The organism is Pelotomaculum propionicicum, assembly GCF_048984525.1.
In the GTDB taxonomy this organism is placed as follows: Bacteria; Bacillota; Desulfotomaculia; order Desulfotomaculales; family Pelotomaculaceae; genus Syntrophopropionicum; species Syntrophopropionicum propionicicum_A.
The window spans coordinates 24,863-43,320 of record NZ_JBMGJC010000007.1; the positions used below are offsets into that span (position 1 = coordinate 24,863).

General features: G+C 49.6%; 19 protein-coding genes. 1 reads left to right on the plus strand and 18 read right to left on the minus strand.

Going from position 1 to position 18,458, the window contains the following annotated elements:
* Positions 1–55 precede the first annotated feature (55 nt).
* From ACOBQJ_RS08965 to ACOBQJ_RS09015, 11 genes are all read right to left on the minus strand, one after another.
* Entirely contained in the window at positions 56–874 is an 819-nt protein-coding gene (locus tag ACOBQJ_RS08965) for a class I SAM-dependent methyltransferase (RefSeq protein WP_421071415.1), read from the minus strand.
* Positions 875–932: 58 nt separating this feature from the next.
* The gene (locus tag ACOBQJ_RS08970) at positions 933–1,481 is read right to left on the minus strand and encodes a cysteine hydrolase family protein (protein WP_421071416.1); all 549 of its coding nucleotides are present in this window, start codon (positions 1,479–1,481) and stop codon (positions 933–935) included.
* Positions 1,482–1,503: 22 nt separating this feature from the next.
* The gene (locus ACOBQJ_RS08975; protein WP_421071417.1) at positions 1,504–2,223 is read right to left on the minus strand and encodes a 4Fe-4S double cluster binding domain-containing protein; all 720 of its coding nucleotides are present in this window, start codon (positions 2,221–2,223) and stop codon (positions 1,504–1,506) included.
* A 71-nt stretch (positions 2,224–2,294) separates the two neighbouring features.
* Positions 2,295–2,969: a DNA alkylation repair protein gene (locus ACOBQJ_RS08980; RefSeq protein ID WP_421071418.1), complete on the minus strand. Its 675-nt coding sequence runs from the start codon at positions 2,967–2,969 to the stop codon at positions 2,295–2,297.
* Between the two features lie 54 nt (positions 2,970–3,023).
* The gene (locus tag ACOBQJ_RS08985) at positions 3,024–3,434 is read right to left on the minus strand and encodes a DUF3795 domain-containing protein (RefSeq protein WP_421071419.1); all 411 of its coding nucleotides are present in this window, start codon (positions 3,432–3,434) and stop codon (positions 3,024–3,026) included.
* Between the two features lie 54 nt (positions 3,435–3,488).
* Positions 3,489–4,250: a hypothetical protein gene (locus tag ACOBQJ_RS08990; RefSeq protein WP_421071420.1), complete on the minus strand. Its 762-nt coding sequence runs from the start codon at positions 4,248–4,250 to the stop codon at positions 3,489–3,491.
* Between the two features lie 90 nt (positions 4,251–4,340).
* Positions 4,341–5,468, minus strand: a complete 1,128-nt coding sequence (locus ACOBQJ_RS08995; RefSeq protein ID WP_421071421.1) for an acyltransferase family protein — start codon at positions 5,466–5,468, stop codon at positions 4,341–4,343.
* 105 nt (positions 5,469–5,573) lie between these two features.
* Positions 5,574–6,446 (minus strand): hypothetical protein, encoded by an 873-nt coding sequence (locus ACOBQJ_RS09000; protein WP_421071422.1) that lies wholly within the window; start codon positions 6,444–6,446, stop codon positions 5,574–5,576.
* A gap of 95 nt (positions 6,447–6,541) precedes the next feature.
* Positions 6,542–7,465 carry a nitroreductase family protein gene (locus ACOBQJ_RS09005; protein WP_421071423.1) on the minus strand — a complete coding sequence of 308 codons (924 nt, stop codon included), beginning with the start codon at positions 7,463–7,465 and terminating at the stop codon, positions 6,542–6,544.
* A 32-nt stretch (positions 7,466–7,497) separates the two neighbouring features.
* Complete coding sequence (locus tag ACOBQJ_RS09010; RefSeq protein WP_421071424.1) at positions 7,498–7,941, minus strand: PPC domain-containing DNA-binding protein; 444 nt, start codon at positions 7,939–7,941, stop codon at positions 7,498–7,500.
* 33 nt (positions 7,942–7,974) lie between these two features.
* A complete protein-coding gene (locus tag ACOBQJ_RS09015) occupies positions 7,975–8,733 on the minus strand; it encodes a class I SAM-dependent methyltransferase (protein ID WP_421071425.1) in 759 nt (252 codons plus the stop codon).
* 271 nt (positions 8,734–9,004) lie between these two features.
* Here ACOBQJ_RS09015 and ACOBQJ_RS09020 point away from each other — a divergent pair, with 271 nt between their 5' ends.
* Positions 9,005–10,075 carry an AbrB family transcriptional regulator gene (locus ACOBQJ_RS09020; RefSeq protein ID WP_421071426.1) on the plus strand — a complete coding sequence of 357 codons (1,071 nt, stop codon included), beginning with the start codon at positions 9,005–9,007 and terminating at the stop codon, positions 10,073–10,075.
* A 102-nt stretch (positions 10,076–10,177) separates the two neighbouring features.
* On the opposite strand, the gene ACOBQJ_RS09025 is transcribed toward ACOBQJ_RS09020, so the two are convergent.
* The 7 genes from ACOBQJ_RS09025 to argJ form a co-directional block, all read right to left on the minus strand.
* Complete coding sequence (locus ACOBQJ_RS09025) at positions 10,178–10,372, minus strand: hypothetical protein (RefSeq protein ID WP_421071427.1); 195 nt, start codon at positions 10,370–10,372, stop codon at positions 10,178–10,180.
* A gap of 220 nt (positions 10,373–10,592) precedes the next feature.
* Entirely contained in the window at positions 10,593–12,005 is a 1,413-nt protein-coding gene (locus tag ACOBQJ_RS09030; protein WP_421071428.1) for an NAD-dependent malic enzyme, read from the minus strand.
* Between the two features lie 486 nt (positions 12,006–12,491).
* Positions 12,492–13,697: an argininosuccinate synthase gene (locus tag ACOBQJ_RS09035; protein ID WP_421071429.1), complete on the minus strand. Its 1,206-nt coding sequence runs from the start codon at positions 13,695–13,697 to the stop codon at positions 12,492–12,494.
* A gap of 217 nt (positions 13,698–13,914) precedes the next feature.
* Entirely contained in the window at positions 13,915–14,892 is a 978-nt protein-coding gene (gene argF, locus ACOBQJ_RS09040; protein ID WP_421071430.1) for an ornithine carbamoyltransferase, read from the minus strand.
* A gap of 10 nt (positions 14,893–14,902) precedes the next feature.
* Positions 14,903–16,099, minus strand: a complete 1,197-nt coding sequence (locus tag ACOBQJ_RS09045; protein WP_421071431.1) for an acetylornithine transaminase — start codon at positions 16,097–16,099, stop codon at positions 14,903–14,905.
* Between the two features lie 82 nt (positions 16,100–16,181).
* The gene (argB, locus tag ACOBQJ_RS09050; RefSeq protein ID WP_421071432.1) at positions 16,182–17,069 is read right to left on the minus strand and encodes an acetylglutamate kinase; all 888 of its coding nucleotides are present in this window, start codon (positions 17,067–17,069) and stop codon (positions 16,182–16,184) included.
* A gap of 144 nt (positions 17,070–17,213) precedes the next feature.
* On the minus strand, positions 17,214–18,431 hold the full coding sequence (argJ, locus tag ACOBQJ_RS09055; protein ID WP_421071433.1) for a bifunctional glutamate N-acetyltransferase/amino-acid acetyltransferase ArgJ: 1,218 nt from the start codon (positions 18,429–18,431) through the stop codon (positions 17,214–17,216).
* Positions 18,432–18,458 lie beyond the last annotated feature (27 nt).

The window sequence follows — 18,458 nt, forward strand, 5'->3', positions numbered from 1 at the left end:
TCCCCTGCCTCCCCTGAAAAACAAAAGGAAACAAAAGAAATTCCTTGTTTCCCATTCAGGTATTATGGACTTTGTAAATTAACAACCTCTGGGCCTTTTTAACAAATGGAAATAAATTCGCTATTCCAAACGCAGCCCTCATGCCAGGACTCAGGTTGCCCGTCTCCTTATTTGAGGTAAAATACTCTTCTTTAATGAACTGGATCCCCATCACCCATTTTGCAAGCTCACCGGGATCATCAACACCCCATTTAATTACCGCGCCTGTCTTCTTTATGGAGGGGTGGTTTCGCACTCTACTCGCTGTATAAACGCTAAAGGCGTCGAAAATCAAAGTGTAGCTGCCGATCCTGTCCTTAAGCCTGCTGAGCAGCGTCTTAATCTCATCTTCCTGAAGATACATAAACAGGCCCTCAGCTATCACTATGTACTGGTTTTTGCCTGTTGGGATTTCTTTTAGCCAGCCGTTCTCAGTGACTGAGGACCCGATTAAATGGTATTTATCTGTTTCCGTATAGAATATTTTTCGTATGTCGATTACTTCTTTGAAGTCCACATCATACCAGTCGACACAGCTGTTGCCAACCCTGTCATACCTGCTGTCCAGGCCGCAACCCAAATGCACAGCGGCGCTTTCAGTATCTCTTGCAAGAAAATCTTTAACAAAATTATCAATAAGTTTAGCTCTCAGGCACATCATTACGTTTGTCTTCTCAGGGATTTTTAATGAAGAAAAGTCGTAGTCTATCCGGCTGACAATCTCAACCGCTTTCCTGTCAACAAGTACCGGCCTGTCTTTTGTAGATTCCTTTGCCTTGCCAAACAAAGGAATCAGTAAAGTCTCCTTCTCCCTGGTCAAAACAACTTTATCCATATAACCTCCGGTTTTTTGTCCTCGCTGCGGGACTTAACGGGGGTTCGCCCCCCCATAACTATGTCAGACTGTCTATCCACTGCTCCGTGGTCAATACTTTGCTGAACCTTGCCGCCTGCGTAACCAGGATGGCCCGGTGCAGTTCTTCGGCCGCAGATGTCCCGGCTTCATTGGAAATCTGGAGCGTTCCGGTGGCATCTGACAGAAACTCAACAGAAAGTCCCAGGTGAAAGGCCTGCCGGGCCGTAGTGTCGCAGCACATTTGCGTCATGTACCCGGTTATTACAACTGTATCTATACCCCTTTCTCTCAACCAGGATTCCAGGTCAGTGCCGGTGAAACTTCCAGGCAGGGTTTTTTCCACCAGATGTTCGCAGGGTATGGCTGCTATCTCCGGGTGAAGCTTCCATTCCGCGGAGCCCTTTTTAAATGCCGCCGCATCTTTTTGAAGTGCTGAATGCTGGATGAAGACTAAAGGGATCTGCTTCGACCTGGCAGCTTCAATAACTTTTACAATACGCTCCAGGCTGCCCGGAGGGTAGGTTACCGGCAGCTTCCCGCTAAAGTATTCGTTTTGGACGTCAATTACCAGCAGTGCCCGTTTCAATTTCTCACCACTCCTGTCAACTTTATGATTTAACAGTCTTCTTATTTCCATGCGGACACACGTATAAACACATTCCGCAGACGCCTGGTTCGCCTTTGCTTTTCATCAGATTATAAAAGTTATCGCATTTTTCGGCATCGTACCTTGCTTCCCTGGGCTCGCCCGCCACAAAAGGCCTGCCGGTAAGTGCTTGCAGCGGGCAGATATCCACGCACCTGTTGCAGCGCCCGCATTTTTGTTCCTGAAGCTTACCGGTGGGCTCAAGCGGCGCGTCAGTCAAAATTGTTGTCCAATTAACTCTCGGCCCATACTGTGGTGTCACCAGCAGGCAGTTTTTCCCGATCCAGCCCAGGCCTGCCAAATGGGCAGCCATTATATGAGAAAAGGAAGCAAATAATCTTTCATCATTAATTCTTTCCGAAGCAGGCAGAGGGAGCGCCCGGTATCCTTTTTTATCAATATAACCGGCTATAATAGATGACGCAGTGTCCAGGCGATGGTAAATTACTGTGGAGGCATGGTGCTTGTAATTAAGAGCAACGGATTTTTCATTCCTGCGGGGCAGTTGGTCAACTAAGTGCTGATTAAGGACTATCCCTAAAGATACAGCATAAGGGAACCCTGCAGCCTCAGGGCCGCCCTGCTCCAGTACAACTTCCCGCGCCGTCTTTAAATCAGCCACTCCAAAATAATCGATCCACTGGCTGTCTGCCAAATCTTTCAGTTCCTTGTTGAGAATCATTGTATTTCCTCCTGTCAATCTCGTTCTGCATATGAGTCATAACACGGAACTTAGATTCCTTTTATCCGCCTTTATTTGGCCATTGCCTCTTTTTTTAGTTCTGCCGGCATCTTCTCAATAGCGTATCTTAGTGCCGTCCGGGGCATTGTCTTTTTGTTCTTCATGATATAATCAAATACTTCTTTTTGATTTTTACGGCTGGCTTCTTTCAGCATCCAGCCGTAACCTTTTCGCACCAGGTCATCCTGATCCAGGAGCAGGATATCGGCAATCTCAAAAATATCTTTTAAGAATTTGCCCTGCCTGGCGGGGATGATCAGTGATACGGCGGAAGCGCGGCGCACCCAGCGGTTTTTGGATTTGGACCATTCTTTTAAACTGGATAAATACTCGGGGTACATTTCTATAAAAGCACCGATGGTGTGGTTGCAGAGGGTGTCGCACGAGGCCCAGTTGCTGACATAATTATTTACCCATTTTTCGAATACCTTAAAATCCCCCGGCTCATATTGCTTGTAAATAAAATATGACCAGTTGCAGGCGATAAACGACTCTTCCATGTATTCCGACCGCCACAGATCCTCGCACAAATTAAAAATTTCAGCCTTACTTTTATCACGAATGCTCTTATAGTTCTCTTTTGCAATCTTGCTGACTAAGGCTGTCTTTACACCATAGATATTTACGCTTTCCTTAAAAAACCTCTGCCCCGACTCTCTTGTGTGTTCATCGATGTTTTCTTTCAATTCCTGACGGATTTTTTCAACGATACTGTCTATATATATTCACCCCCTATAAAGTTACCTCTGGAAACCGCATTTATAGCACTTCTTATTATGTACACAAATAACATCGCCACATTTATGGCATACCCACCTCTGGTTTTCATCAATCATAAATTTATCAATACCTATTTCTTTTATTTTATTCAAATTTTCGACCATACTCATACCATATTTTGTCCTGTATCGCTTATCAAGCTGTTTAAGTTTCGAACAGGGATATTTTTCACAATCAAAGCAGTAACTGCTTTGATTAACACTTAGAACTTCGCAGTTTCTGATTCTGCAAACCACACAGTACTTAAAAATCATCTCGTTGGGGCTGCCACATCCCGGACACTTATTTTTTTCGCGAAGATAGGCCCTGCAAATACCGCAATTCATACCACAGGGAGCAATCAACCCTTTATCTATATTTGTTGAATGCACTTTTAACCTTCCTTTCCGGATCCGACACAAAACATTTTTTAATTTTTTTGATAGTTATTTCTCGCTCCGCCCCAGCTTGAAGAATTTCAGGGAAACCAGTACGAACCACGACAGGACGAGCAGGCCGCCGATCATCCCAAACAGATAGAAAGCCACAAAATACAAAGAAGGCACGAAAGTAGCCAGGACCGTAAATACAGAGATGAAGGTGAAGCCTACAATTCCGATCCATGACGCCACCTTACCAAAAATTCCGCCGCGCAGCATTACAAACGAAACAGCAATGGCCGAGATTCCCCCCAATATCATGCCGGTGAACGAGCCCGGCGTGAAGTCCTCGCCGAAAGCCAGCACCGCCTCCCCCGCCGCAGCCAGCAGCGCCCTCTGGACATCACTCCCCGCGGCGGCATACTTGCCTGCGAGGACAAACATCGGGATGGCGGCGTTATTTGAAATATAAACCGCCATGCCGATGATAGCGATGACCATGGCCAGCGCGGCATAAACGCCGTTCCCGCGCCTGTGCGCGGCAAACATGGCGAAATATATCGGGACCAAGCAGGCATTATAGACAATGTTCAGGATGCCGAGCACGTACAGGCCTTTGAACCAATCTTCCTGAAACAGCGCGAACCAGTCGAGCGCTGTCTTACTGCCGGAAACGACGATATCCGTCTCCCCGAAACCGAGGATGATGTCCAGCAGGTTCGCGGACAGGGCAACCAGCGCGGCCACACCGGCAATCTTGTAAAGAGTCTTCCAGTTTGTATCGGTGCTTTGGGTGCCACAACACTCATTTTGTTGTAATGGTGGCATGCTATTTTCCTCCTCATTATTTCTCAAGCACAAATTTCTCCCTTTGACTCGCATTGGCACCAACTCCCGCTTTTTAAAATGGAATCTGGTTTATGAAAATATCTTGCGGAGGAAGCCGATCCGCCTGATTGAGTATGAAAAGATAAAACTTGCGGATACTGCAATAATCGATATGAAAATAAACTTTAATACAGGATATAAGGCAAGCTGATTAAACAGAATTGAAATACCTATAAGTATTGGAGCGTGAAAAACGAATACCCCGAAGGCATTGTCCGAGAGAAACTTCTGAAAAGAATTTTGTGTATTGTAACGGTATTTAAAAATACCAATAAGCCCAATTATTATCGTTACACAGTAAAAAGACTCCCAGAGAGCATAGGCAAAGGCCTGCCAGTTTAACCCGCCGTTAATCAAGAAAATCCCTTCTGCCGGACCGCCAAAGAGCATGAGAAAAATCCAGAACGGCAGCCCGATAACAAATGACGCGGCAAACCATCTTTTCCCCGTATTGTAGTCAATTCGATCAATAATACCGTACCTGTAGGACATTATACCCACAGCAAACATGATTACATATGCGGAGAAGAAGCTGAACTGCAAATTTATTACATCAGTGCCTATCGGGAAAACGGTACGGATGGCAAAAGCGGCAATGGTTATGAAAAAAACGAGCAGCAAAACGTTTTTAATATTAATCTCAAACTTACAGTAAAAATTAATACTGTTTGATATCTTCCTGGTCAATACGTAAACTAACGTAAAGATCAAAAGCGCCAGCGCAAACCAGAGGGGGCCTGTCCAAGAAATAAAGTCAAAAGACAATATCCCTTGTATATAGTAATCTGCTATATTGACCTCCGGATGCGATATCATTACACAGACGGGATTTATTAAGAAGATATATATCAGGACTGGGATCCCGAGCCTGAAGAGCCTGCCTGCTACAAAACACCCCGTTCCTTTCGCGTCAAGATTACCAGCCGCGAAGTACCCGGCAATCAAGAACAGCAGCGACATGAAATAGGCCTGGGTGAACGACTGAAAAAACCCAAAAAAGAGTGTTGAAACAAAATCAACACTTTTATTCTCAACATAATACCAGCTGCCGAATCCGCTGTAAGTGACCGCTGTGTGGAGCATCACAACAAAAATGATCATCAAAGCGCGCAGGTTATCAATATAAGACAGCCTGGAGCCCCTAACTTTTTGTTCCATATAGTACTCCCCGATTACATTTACTGCCATAATGCACTATTATATTTGAAAACTATTTAACGCGCCAGCATTAAATCAATCTTATTATTACTGCGGTCCAATGCGCTAACTTGTTTGCGCAGGCTTAATATTTATTATTAATAAAATTGAGAAGACAACAGCAAGAAGGTTAAACGTCGGGATAATAAAAATCACCGGTATAATATTATACCCCGACAATCCCATGGCCGTAATTTTTGCTGTGAGGGCGGTCATCAGTAATGACAAGAAGATGAAATACACCGGTCCGAGCAGGTAACCGAAAGGCTTTTTACGGATTAAAAGGACACCGGTCACTGCGGCAAGCGGCAGCAGCAGACCCAGGTCCATACCCTGCACGATGAGGGTGGTGTAATGCTCCAGCCCCTTGGGATAAATGCTGCCTTCAATCAAGGGCGGTACTACAATGCTCAGCCAAAGCAGGGCTATGGAAAAGGCGTTGAAAATCAGGAACCCGCCCGCAGACTTTACCGGAGTGCTATCAAAAAATAATTCCGGCAGCCTGTTGATTTCAAAAGACATCATCGTTATGGCAAGCGCAAAAAAGGAAGCACCCATCAAAAAGGCGTAAGCCAGAAACAGCGGGTTGTACATACCCATGGCCAGGTAAAAAAGGTAGGTAACGAGGAAATAACCCAGTGTGCCGGCCAGTATAAAACGTCCTCTTAAAGACCCCCTTCCAGCAATAAACAGCGATATAAGCAGCAGCGGGACACCAATAAACAGGGTCACATAGTCCTGGGCAATGCCTTGTATGGCCACCTCAGCAGACATGTGCTGGTATAGTCCCTTTCCGTAGATAGTTACAATTTGCCCGCGAATAGACAGATATTCATAAGTTCCAGGGCCATGCCCGGAAAATATGCCAACCGCCGCGGCCGCGGCCGATACCGCCGCGATGAAGAATACAAGAATAGTAACAGCACTTTTTTGTTTCATGTTTTATTGATCTCCACTATTTTATTGCTATTACTATGTTCAATTTTTGATTGCCCTATAACTTTAATAGCTCAGGGGGAAGCACGGGGACGGTTCTACTGCTTCCATCCTGTTATTGAGGCAAAGGTCCTGTTCACCCCTTTGTGATATTTCACTTCCGGATGCCCAAAAATCACGAATATACCCTCTCTGCTCGGATATTTTATCCCGTGGCTCTCCCTGAATTTTTTTGCTTTTTTCCCGCTCTGGATCATGGGGTGAATCGCTCCCAGCATACATGTGCCCAATCCAAGCGCTTCGGCGGCAACCATGGCGTACGTGGCGGCTACAATCGGATCAGCCGGGTCCGCGTACGGCGACCCGTAAAAATATATTGCCAGGGGAGCGTCGTAATTTACCAGGTTCAAGCCTTTTTTCATGTTATCAATATATATTTGAAACAGGGGTTTAATAAAATCCCTGAACATTTCATCATTTGCCCTGCCCCAGAACGGCCTCATCATTGTTAAAAACCAATCAGACACAATCCACTTAATGCTTTCCAGGTAGACACAAAAATCTTTGGCAAAGGCACGAACTTTCTCCTGGTTATCCAGGACCAAAACATTTACGTCTGACGGGGGCAATCCCATTGGCGCTGTCATGGCCGCATCAAGTATTTTTTTAATAGTCTCGTTTTCTACCGGAATATCTTTAAATTCTCTGATACTTCTCCTGCGCTGCAGAAGAAACAGCACCTGTTCGTACGTCGCCGCCGATCCTTTCCCCGGCAGCGCAAACAGGTCGCCTGGTGACAGCTCGCGTCCATGGATTTCTATCGCGCCGGTTGGACAGATCGCCATGCAGTGCCCGCAGCCAATGCATCCAAAACAAGGGGTTTCAGATATTCTTACCTTTTTATTTTCCAGCACAATGCCATAATCTTTACATACTGACACACACAGGCCGCATCCACTGCATTTTTCCTCATCAATCTTAATTTCCGCTTTCACTTTTGTCCTTGATGTCGGGATTGCCATATTTTTGCTCCTCCACTAAAACATAATTCCCATCAAACATCTAAAAGTTCAAAGCTGGTACCGTGATCAATTTTCCTTTTTGCATTTGTGTTAATCAGTTCGAGGATTAGCGCTTCACCGATATGCCAGATTATTACTCCTTCCCTGGTGCAACCGGTGACTGTATCCGTACCGCGGCCAAAAGCCGAGTGCAGGTGCAGCGTCGGCTTACCTTCTTCATTAATAAATATGGTTCCCATGCCTACAGCTTCGCTTGTTCCCGGCAGACCCGCAACCACCGGGCGGGGGATGGCCGCTTTTCCGTCTTCCGGGCCGACCACCACTTTGCTGCCTGTGTCGGCGCCGCCGAGAAAATGTACTATCGCAGATCTGATCTTTTGTTCCGTTGCAAATTTTTCAATTATATCAGGGAGCCTGTCGCCGTGTTCCAGCCTCAAAATAAATACCCGGCCCAACTTTGCTTCTGAGTATTTCATAGTTTATGTTTCCCTTCATAGGGTATTGGATTATTATTCACAGACACCCGCGTATACAGCGAAGTTTGCTTTTTTCCATATTACATCAGCTGTGTCAAAACCTGCTTGCACTAAAAATTCAATATGTTTCCTTACGGATACCGGGGAATCTTCGATACGGTAATTGGACAGCAGCCTATTTATCTCCTGCTCTGAAAAATTTTGATCCTGTAGATAAGAGACCCATTCTCTTTCATTCCTTTCCGACAAGGACTGATTATCACCCGCGACAATGTCGCAGCATACGAATATTCCCGGCTTCACCAGACACCCGTATATTTTTCGATACAAATTCAGATATTCACTATCTCCTCTGCAGTGGTGGATAGCAAAGCTCGATATGACCGCGGCATAATTTCTCTGCCCAAAATCATGTTCCATAAAATCTGCGTTTACAATTCTATATCTGCCCCGATATTCAGCGAGCACTTTTGGGACTTCGTCTAGCATGTTTTGAGAATAGTCCATCAGTGTCATATGCACGGACTTTATTTTTTCTAAAATTGCCCGCGACAGATTTCCGGTACCCGCACCCAAGTCAAGGATACTTGGGCATTGCCGGATAAACGGTTCCACCAATTGCTGCACCAGCCCAAAAGCGTAACTGAACTCGATCAACCATGCCGCACCCCTCTGACTATATAGAGATGCAATTTCATTGTTAAACCGCATCTTTATCTCTTCTCTTGACATCTTTTCTGTTTTTCCGGAAATATCGGGACCCAAGTATTTTGGCAAACTCTTTTCTTCCATAATATCCTCCACTAAATACCTATAACAAGAATGGTAAAACATTTGTCATAAATTTGCTGCAAGATCATCAATTCCATCCAAATTTCTGTGATTACATTATCCTCATTGTTCAAATTACATAAATTAACGCGAAAACAGTTAAGAGTGCCGGCATTCCCAGGTAAAAAAAAGCCGGAAGGTTCTTTCTTATAAAAGTCGAACACGTATACTATACTTAATTCGGCGATGGCTTCTAAATACTTATTCTAAACAACAGTGAAGAGGCGTTTTAATGATATTGCGATTCCTGGAAACTCTGATAGTGTCTTTAGTCGGCGGCCTTCTCTTCCGCCTGTCGCACTTGCCCCTGCCCTGGCTGCTGGGGTCTTTAACGGCAGTCATGGTTTGGAGCCTGGCTGTAAAGAGAGATACATTCTGGCCGGTGGAATTTCGCAACTCCGGCTTAATTATCCTTGGCTTTATGCTGGGAGCATCTTTTACCACCGGGACATTGCAGCAAATTATCAGACAGCTTCCGGCTATGGTATTTGCAACTTCGTCAACTATAATATTCAGCCTGGTCGTCGGGTACATCGTTAGCCGCCGCACGGGAATAAGCCTTGCAAGCGGCATTATCGGGAGTGTACCGGGCGGGCTGACGCAGATGGTTGTACTAAGTGAAGAAATTGGGGACACAGACCTGACTGTTGTCACTTTTATGCAGACCATCCGGCTGCTGTCGACGGTTTTCATCGTGCCCTTCATCGTTATCCACGGGATGGCCGCGGCCGGCGGGCAGGATGCTGCCGTCGTAACTTCAGCCATAAATAACAGTATCCTTCAAACACCCTGGAACGCGCTTTTATATACCGTTATTGTCCTCATTGCCGCGTGGGCCGCGGTAAAGATCAGCCTGCCCACTCCGTTTTTGCTGGGCCCCCTGATTGGAGCCGCCGCCCTGGCCCTCGCCGGTTTTCAGGCGCCAAGTACGCCGTCTTTCCTGGTCGTTATCTCACAGCTGTTTATCGGCGCCTACCTGGGGTTAAGCATCCAGCCCGCCAGCCTGGAAAACTGGAAAAAACTGCTGCCTTACACCCTTATGGGAAGTATCGCTGTGGTGTTCTTTTCCCTTGGGGTAGGTTTTATGCTGACCCGCATGCACTCCCTGGGCTTAACCAGCGCTTTTTTAGGGACGTCTCCAGGCGGCATGGGTGAAATGGGGCTGACGGCGGTCCTGGTCGGCGCTAATGTTTCCCTGGTCACCGCTTACCAGATGTTCCGGCTGCTTTTTATCCTATTTGTTATGCCGCTGGTGCTGAAGCGGTTTTTCGGCAGCGCCGGGACTGAAAGAAAAAGTGTTTGATTAAAACGTTATTGTTAATAAGTGGCTTTTTAGTAGCAGCAGGGGACCTGTCACTCTATCCGGAAGCAGGAGAACCGTCCTCATGCTTCGTCCCCTGTGTGCTTACATTTTCAGGAACTCCAGCAGCTTGTAGACCAGCAGCGCGGGCCAAACCAGGGCTTTCAGAAAACCGAGCGCTCCGGCCCAGAAGGTATCGGCATGTTGGATATAATAGACAGCAGCGCCGATGAAAGCCAGACCGTAAACACCGCCCGACACCCCGGTGCCCGGCGTTCCCCTGCGATTGTCGCCAACCATTTTTCCCCCTCCTTAATGTTAATTTCAGGTGTCCATCGATTATCATCCAATATTATTTACAGTTAATCCTTGTTTCGATAACTTATATACACTTCCTGCATGTAAAACCAAATAAAGCCACCTAATTTCTTAAGTGGCTTCATAGAGATCATGGGACCTGTCCCTCTGTCAGGAAGCAGGAGAACCGTCCCCGTGCTTTACCCGTGCTTCATTATAGTGCTTACACAGCGGCAACCGGCTTAACATGGAACTCCCTGGAGACTCCCGTTTGTTTTGCCGCTTGCCTTACCGCTTTGGCCACCACTGTGCTAACCTGGTCGTTAAAAAGCGAGGGAATGATATGCTCGACTGAAAGCTCCTCTTCGCTGATCATGCCGGCCAGGGCATGCGCCGCCGCGAGGCACATCTCGTCGTTGATCACTCTGGCGTGACAATCCAGGGCGCCGCGGAAGACCCCCGGGAAAGCCAGGGCGTTGTTGATCTGGTTGGGATAATCCGACCTTCCCGTGGCGATAACTGCCGCGACATCAAAAATTTCCTTTGGCTCCACCTCCGGTTCGGGGTTGGCCAGGGCAAAAACAATGGGTTTTTCGGCCATCTTCATAATGTCCTCCCGGTTTAACAGAGACGGCGCCGACACGCCTACAAACACATCCGCACCTGCTATAACTTCTTTTAACTGGCCGTGTACACACCGTTCGTTGGTGTTTTCGGCAATCCAGAGCTTTGAGGGTTGCGGATGGGGAAGATCCCGGGCAATCGCTCCTCTCCGGTCACAAACGATCAAGTCACGGGCTCCGGCCCCGATTAAAATTTTAGCAATGGCCACCCCAGCCGCGCCGGCGCCGCTGATAACCAATTTTATATCCGCTATGCTCTTGCCGACAACTTTGAGGGCATTGAGTAAACCGGCCAGAGCTACAATGGCTGTGCCGTGCTGGTCATCATGAAAAACCGGTATATCCAGCCGCGCGGCTAATTTTTCTTCAATTTCAAAACACTTCGGCGCCGCTATGTCCTCCAGGTTAATCCCGCCGAAAGCGGGCGCGCAAGCAGCCACTACCTCAATTATCTCAGCGGGATCATGCACGTTAAGGCATAAAGGAAAGGCGTCTATATTGGCAAACTTTTTAAAAAGCACCGCTTTCCCCTCCATTACCGGCAGGGCGGCATAGGGGCCCAGGTCGCCCAAACCCAGCACAGCAGACCCGTCCGTTACGATGGCCACTGAATTGCCTTTCATGGTCAGACCGTAAGCCATGTCCGGCTCAGCGGCAATAGCTTCAGACACCCCTGCCACGCCCGGGGTATACATCAGAGCCAGGTCTTCCCAGTTTAAAACCGGCCGCTTAGGAGAGATTTCGATCTTGCCGCCCTGATGGCTTACGAAAACCCTGTCAGAGATGCGTAGAATGCTTATTTCAGGCATTTTCTCAAAAGCACTGACCAGCCGGTTAAGGTGGCCCCTGCTTTCCAAACGGATCATCAAATCCCGGATGACACATGACGGTGACGCGGAAATCAGGTCAATGGCGCCGAGGGTCCCTCCTTCCCGCGCGACTATAGTCAGGACCCTGGCCAGGTTGCCCGGCTTATTGGACAACTTCATCCGGATTACCAGATTCAAATACATGACAGTGTTACTCCTTTGTTATGAAAATTGCATAGTGTATAGTGTATACATTATCATAAATGCAGTTCCAATAGAAGCTTTTTTTCCACTATTCTGCAAATTTTTTCCCTGTACTTACATTGTTCTTCCCGGTTTTTACCTGAAAAAAACCCGCGTCTGCGGTTAGGTTGCAGACAAAGTCTCCATGGCGTTGAATTTGCTTGGCATTTGGGTCGTGGGACGTTGGTCGTGAGCCGTGTGTATCGAAGGTATTCCATTGTAGGGTCGGGTTTTAACCCGCTAATAATGTGCGGCTGAAGCCGCGCCTACACCTCTCGCGTCTCAATTCAGACGTCGCAAGGAAGCAGCAGGTTTCATCATCATGGACTCTGCAGGTGGAATTTGTCGACACCCTGCAACCTGAGCCTGCAGGTTCAGGGTTTTGCACAAAAAAAGCCGCCCTTTTTTTCAGAGCGGCATTTCCTGTAAAAATCTATGACTTTAGAATTATTTCAATCCCGCTTTTTTCTCCATCAGCGCCCGGACTTTAAGCGGCAGGCCGAAAAGGTTGATAAATCCCTCGGCGTCGCGCTGGTTGTATATTTCGTCCTGGCTGAAGGTGGAAAGCTCCTGGTTATAAAGTGAATATGGAGACTTTGAGCCCGCCGGGGTGCAGTTACCCTTGTAAAGCTTCATCCGCACAGTGCCGGTGACAGTCTTCTGCGTGCTGTCGACAAAGGCGTCCAGGGCTTCCCGCAGCGGGGAGAACCAGACCCCGTCATAAACCAGCTCGGCGTAACGGGCCGCGACAATTTCCTTGAAATGCAGGGTCACGCGGTCCAGGGTCAAGAGCTCCATTTCACGGTGGGCGTTGAACAACACTGTACCGGCGGGAGTTTCATAAACACCGCGGGACTTCATCCCGACCAGGCGGTTTTCCACCATGTCGACGATTCCCACACCGTTCTGCCCGGCTATTTCATTCAGCTTTTCAATAAGGGACACCGGGTCCAGCGCCGCTCCGTCCAGCTTGACCGGGATACCCTGTTCAAAACCAATTTCCACGTAGGTCGGTTTGTCCGGGGCTTTGGCGGGCGGTGTGATCAGCAGCAGGACATCGTCGAGCGGCTCGTTCCAGGGATCTTCCAGGTCCGCTCCCTCGTGGCTCAGGTGCCACATGTTGCGGTCCAGGCTGTATGGGCGGGACTTGGTAACCGGAACGGGGATGCCCCTGGCGCTGGCGTAATCGATGGCGTCTTCCCTGGAACGGATATCCCACTCCCGCCAGGGAGCGACTATTTTCAAGTCGGGAGCCAGCGCTTTGACGCCCAGCTCAAAGCGGACCTGGTCGTTTCCCTTGCCGGTAGCGCCGTGCGCCACTGCCTCGGCCCCTTCTTTTCTTGCAATTTCCACCATCTTCTTGGCGATCAGCGGGCGGGCCATCGAAGTCCCCAGCAGGTATTTGCCCTCGTAGACGGCTCCGGCTTTCAGCGTGGGAAATATATAATCCTCGGCAAACTCCCGCCTGGCGTCTTCAATGTAAATTTTACTCGCGCCGGTCTTGATCGCTTTTTCATTCAGCGGCTCCAGCTCTTCCCTCTGGCCCAGGTCGGCTGTCATGGCAATAACCTCATAACCGTAATTCTCTTTCAGCCAGGGGATGATAATAGATGTATCCAGACCTCCTGAGTAAGCCAGCACTACCTTCGGCATATGTATTCGCTCCTTTTTCCAATTAAAATTTTTCACAGGATTAACATGATTAAAAGGATTAACAAGATTTAATATTGATTTGTTTTATCAATTTAACCTTATAGTGAGTATCTTTAGTATTAAATTATTAGCCATAATTATCAGTATTTTATATATTAATGATGCAATGGCATCCTGTTAATCCTGGTAATCCTGTTAATCCTGTGCTGTTTATTTCTTATAATAGCATGGCCAGGATCGCCTTCTGGGCGTGCAGGCGGTTTTCCGCCTCATCCCAGACCGCCGAGTGCGGCCCGTCAATAATCTCGTCCACTACCTCTTCGCCCCGGTGAGCCGGCAGGCAGTGCAGGAAAATGTAATCGGGTTTGGCATGGCTTACCAGCCCGGGGTTGACCTGGTACGGCGCGAAGACACGGGCACGCAGGGCACGCTCAATTTCCTGCCCCATGCTGGCCCACACGTCGGTGACAACTACGTCCGCGCCGGTCACGGCCTCTACCGGGTCGGTGATTATGTCGATCCGGGCGCCGGTGGCTACCGCATCCTCCCTGGCCTGGCGCACCACTTCCGCATCCGGCTTGTAACCATCAGGCGACGCCACCGCAATATCCATACCAACCTTGGCGCAGCCGAACAGGAGGGAGTTGCAGACGTTGTTGCCGTCACCGACATAGGCCATCTTAAGGCCTTTCAGCCGGCCTTTTCTCTCCAAAACCGTCTGCAGGTCGGCCAGGATCTGGCAGGGGTGCTGCATGTCAGTAAGCCCGTTTACCACAGGAATATCGGCATACTTCGCCAGTTCCTCCACTTCGGCATGTTCGAATGTACGGATCATGATCCCGTCCAGATAGCGGGACAAAACCCTGGCGGTATCCTGTATGGTCTCACCCCGCCCCAGCTGGAGGTCGTTGGAGTTTAAAAACAGCGAATAACCGCCCAGCTGGTACATGGCCACCTCAAAGGAAACCCGGGTGCGAGTGGAAGACTTGTAGAAGATCATTCCCAAAGTCTTTCCCTGGAGACTGGGATGGGGAATACTCTTCTTCTGCTTCTCCTTTAAATCTCCGGCCAGTTCAAGTATAGCCGCTATCTCCCCAGGTGTAAAATCATGCAGGCATAACAAGTCGCGTCCCTTTAAATCAACTTTACCAGGCCCCAAAATAAAACCCCTCTTTTCTGATATATAAATCTGCATTATTAACAGATTAAACTTTTATTCCCGCCATAACTTCATCCAGGATGCCGATCGCCTGCCTCACTTCCGTGGAGCTGACGGTAAGGGGAGGAATAAAGCGGAGCACATGGCCGCCCACGCAGTTAACCAGGAGCCCTTTTTCCTGGCAGGCGTCCACGATTTTCTTACCATCGATCGACAGCTCCATACCGATTAAAAGGCCCTTCCCCCTGATTTCCTTGACATAATCGTACTTTTCACGCAGTTTTTCCAGTTCGCTGTACAGGATCTCACCCACAGCGTTGGTGTACTCCACTACCTCACCCTCGATTATCTCCTCCAGGGCCGCCAGGGCTGCCGCGCAGGCCAGCGGGTTGCCGCCGAAGGTCGAGGCGTGGTCACCGGGCTGAAAGACCCTGGCCGCTTCTCCCCTGGCCAGCATGGCCCCGATGGGGAAACCGCCGCCGAGCGCTTTGGCCAGTGTAATTATGTCAGGTTTCACACTGTAATGCTCGTAAGCAAACAGGCGCCCGGTCCTGCCGATACCGGTCTGCACCTCGTCAAAAATCATCAGCGCCCCGAATTTCCTGCATAATTTCCTGACACCATTGATGTATTCTTTGGAAGCCAAGTTCACCCCGCCCTCACCCTGGATGGGCTCGAGCATAACCGCACAGGTTTCGGGGCCAACGGCTTCTGTCATAGCCTGCAGGTCGTTAAACGGAACATATTTAAAGCCTGCCGGCAGCGGCTCAAAGTTTTTCTGGTACTTGGGCTGACCGGTGGCCGTAATCGTAGCCAGTGTGCGGCCGTGAAAAGAATTCAGGGCGGTGATAATTTCCACCTTGTCCGGGCCGTGCTTAACCTTGGCGTATTTGCGCGCCAGCTTTATCGCCGCCTCGTTGGCCTCGGCGCCGCTGTTGCAGAAAAAGACCTTATCCATGACACTGTTTTCAACCAGCATTTTGGCCAGGAGGACCTGGGGCTCAATGTAGTATAAATTAGAGCAGTGGATTAGCTTCTTGGCCTGGTCGCAAATTGCGTCCACAACCGCCAGGTTGCAGTGTCCCAGGGCGTTTACAGCGATACCGCTGACAAAGTCCAGGTATTCCTTCCCGTCGGCGTCCCACAGCTGTGCTCCGTCTCCATCCACCGGGGCGAGCTGTATCCTGCCGTAGTTGCGCATCAGGTATTTATCACCGAGCTTTACGATCTCTTTTGTATTCATAACACACCTCCAAATTCAGTTGTCTGTCGTCGGACGCCAGTAATATCTGCATTCCTATTTGGCTATTATGCTGTCAGAGTAATCACTTTTCGACCATGGTACCAATACCTTTGTCAGTGAACAATTCAAGCAGTATCGAATGTAGTTCCCTTCCGTCCAGGATGTGGGTGTTTTTAACCCCGCCGGCCAGGGCATCCAGGCAGCATTCCACCTTGGGGATCATTCCTCCGTCAATAATACCCCGGTCAATCAATGAAGGTATTTCATCAGCTTTCAGCACCGAAAACAGTGAAGCCGGGTCTGACCGGTCCGCCATGATCCCTTCCACATCAGTCAGGATAATCAACTTATCCGCGCCCAGGGCCGCTGCCAGCCGCCCCGCCGCATAGTCCGCGTTAATATTATAGCCCTGCCCGTCCTGTCCCACAGCCACCGGAGCCACCACCGGGATGTACCCCTCTGAAATAACAGTGGCCACGATCTCGGGGTTCACCCGGCTGATATCTCCCACGAACCCGATGTCGGCCATTTCCTCGCCCCCATCGGAAGTGCGCACCTTTCTGTATTTTTTTACCGCCTCAAAAAGGTTCCCGTCCTTGCCGGAGAGTCCTACCGCCCTGCTCCCGATGCGGTTAATCCAGGTTACGATCTCCTTGTTGATCTTGCCCACCAGGACCATTTCAACAATTTCCATCGTTTCCTTGTCAGTGACCCTCAGCCCTCCGACAAAGCGTGACTCCTTGCCTAACCTTTTCAGCATGTCAGTTATTTCCGGACCGCCGCCGTGCACTATCACCGGGTTCATGCCGACATATTTCATCAGCACTGTGTCTGTGAGCACCGCTTCTTTCAGTTCCGGATTGAGCATGGCGTGCCCGCCGTATTTTATAACAACGGTCTTGCCGTAAAACTTCTTGATATAAGGCAGCGCCTCCACCAGCACAGCCGCCCTGTCCAGGTCCTTCAACAACCCATACCCCCCTAATTCAGTAGTCGGTCGTCAGATGTCGGACGTCAGATACCTGCATTCCTTTAAGGTCCTTGACCCTTGAGGATATCGTGCAGTCTCACGTCTCAATTCTCACGTCTCATGTCCCATTTCTCACGTCTCATTCTACGTTCTGTAGTCGGCGTTTATTTTAACATAGTCGTAAGACAGGTCGCATCCCCAGGCAGTGGCGCCGCAACCGCCGGACTTGAAGTCAATCGTAATCGTGACGGTGTCCTGCTTCAACACCTCCAGGGCCAGCTCTTCGCTGAATTCCAGGGAGCCGCCGTCCCTAGCCACCTGCACGTCTCCGAGAAAAATATCAAACTTGTCAGGTGCGAATGCGGCCCCGGAGTATCCCGCTGCGCAGATCACCCTGCCCCAGTTGGCGTCATTTCCGAAAACAGCCGCCTTAACCAGGCTTGATCCTGCCACCGAGCGGGCAGCAAGGCGGGCGTCCTGTTCTGTCGCGGCGCCGAGCACCTTCACTTCTATCATTTTGGTTGCTCCCTCGCCGTCCCTCGCTATGGCCTTGGCCAGGATGGTGCAGACCGCTGTGAGGGCATCCCTGAAATATGTATAATCATCGCCTTCGTCATTGATTTCTTTATTGCCGGCCAGGCCGTTAGCCATGATCACCGCCATATCGTTCGTGCTGCTGTCGCCGTCAACCGTGATCATGTTAAAGCTGAGATCGGCGGCGTGCTGCAGCGCCTTTTTCAAACATGCGGCAGACACCGCCGCGTCGGTGGTTATAAAGCAGAGCAGCGTCGCCATATTCGGGTGGATCATGCCTGATCCCTTGGCCGTGCCGCCGATTGTGACTTTCCTGCCCCCCAGTTCCAGTTGAACTGCAGCCTCCTTGGAGTAGGTATCCGTGGTCATAATGGCCTGTGCCGCCAGAGGGCCGCCATCCGGTGAAACCTCCCCGGCCGCTGCCCGGACGCCGGGCAGCACCTTGTCCATGGGCATCTTTCTGCCGATAACACCGGTGGACGCCACCAGGACCTCGTCTTCCGGGATATTTAGGACAACAGCCGCCTCGGCGGCCATGGCCAGGGCGTCGTTCATCCCCTGCGCCCCGTTGCAGGCATTGGCGTTGCCGCTGTTTACGACCACGGCCCGGGCTCTTCCCGCCGCCAGCCTTTCCATGGAAATAAGGAGCGGTGCCGCCTTGACCCTGTTCATGGTAAAAACCCCGGCGGCTGACGCCGGAACTGAGGAATATATGACCGCGACATCGCGTTTGCCGGCTTTCTTTATCGCCGCGCAGGCGGTCCCGGCTAAAAATCCCGCTGCCGTTGCTACCCCGCCTTTTATAAACTCAAAATTTTTATCTTCCAACTCGCACCCGCCTCCAGTTATAATCTC

Excerpts from the sequence above, each read along its gene's own strand:
- ACOBQJ_RS09015 (WP_421071425.1), bottom strand. The coding sequence starts at position 8,733 with ATGGAAGAAAAGAGTTTGCCAAAATACTTGGGTCCCGATATTTCCGGA.
- ACOBQJ_RS09005 (WP_421071423.1), bottom strand. The coding sequence starts at position 7,465 with ATGGCAATCCCGACATCAAGGACAAAAGTGAAAGCGGAAATTAAGATT.
- ACOBQJ_RS08995 (WP_421071421.1), bottom strand. The coding sequence starts at position 5,468 with ATGGAACAAAAAGTTAGGGGCTCCAGGCTGTCTTATATTGATAACCTG.
- ACOBQJ_RS09020 (WP_421071426.1), top strand. The coding sequence starts at position 9,005 with ATGATATTGCGATTCCTGGAAACTCTGATAGTGTCTTTAGTCGGCGGC.
- ACOBQJ_RS09030 (WP_421071428.1), bottom strand. The coding sequence starts at position 12,005 with ATGTATTTGAATCTGGTAATCCGGATGAAGTTGTCCAATAAGCCGGGC.
- ACOBQJ_RS08990 (WP_421071420.1), bottom strand. The coding sequence starts at position 4,250 with ATGCCACCATTACAACAAAATGAGTGTTGTGGCACCCAAAGCACCGAT.
- ACOBQJ_RS08975 (WP_421071417.1), bottom strand. The coding sequence starts at position 2,223 with ATGATTCTCAACAAGGAACTGAAAGATTTGGCAGACAGCCAGTGGATC.
- ACOBQJ_RS09035 (WP_421071429.1), bottom strand. The coding sequence starts at position 13,697 with ATGCCGAAGGTAGTGCTGGCTTACTCAGGAGGTCTGGATACATCTATT.
- ACOBQJ_RS09000 (WP_421071422.1), bottom strand. The coding sequence starts at position 6,446 with ATGAAACAAAAAAGTGCTGTTACTATTCTTGTATTCTTCATCGCGGCG.
- argF (WP_421071430.1), bottom strand. The coding sequence starts at position 14,892 with ATGCAGATTTATATATCAGAAAAGAGGGGTTTTATTTTGGGGCCTGGT.
- ACOBQJ_RS09045 (WP_421071431.1), bottom strand. The coding sequence starts at position 16,099 with ATGAATACAAAAGAGATCGTAAAGCTCGGTGATAAATACCTGATGCGC.
- ACOBQJ_RS09010 (WP_421071424.1), bottom strand. The coding sequence starts at position 7,941 with ATGAAATACTCAGAAGCAAAGTTGGGCCGGGTATTTATTTTGAGGCTG.
- ACOBQJ_RS09025 (WP_421071427.1), bottom strand. The coding sequence starts at position 10,372 with ATGGTTGGCGACAATCGCAGGGGAACGCCGGGCACCGGGGTGTCGGGC.
- ACOBQJ_RS08965 (WP_421071415.1), bottom strand. The coding sequence starts at position 874 with ATGGATAAAGTTGTTTTGACCAGGGAGAAGGAGACTTTACTGATTCCT.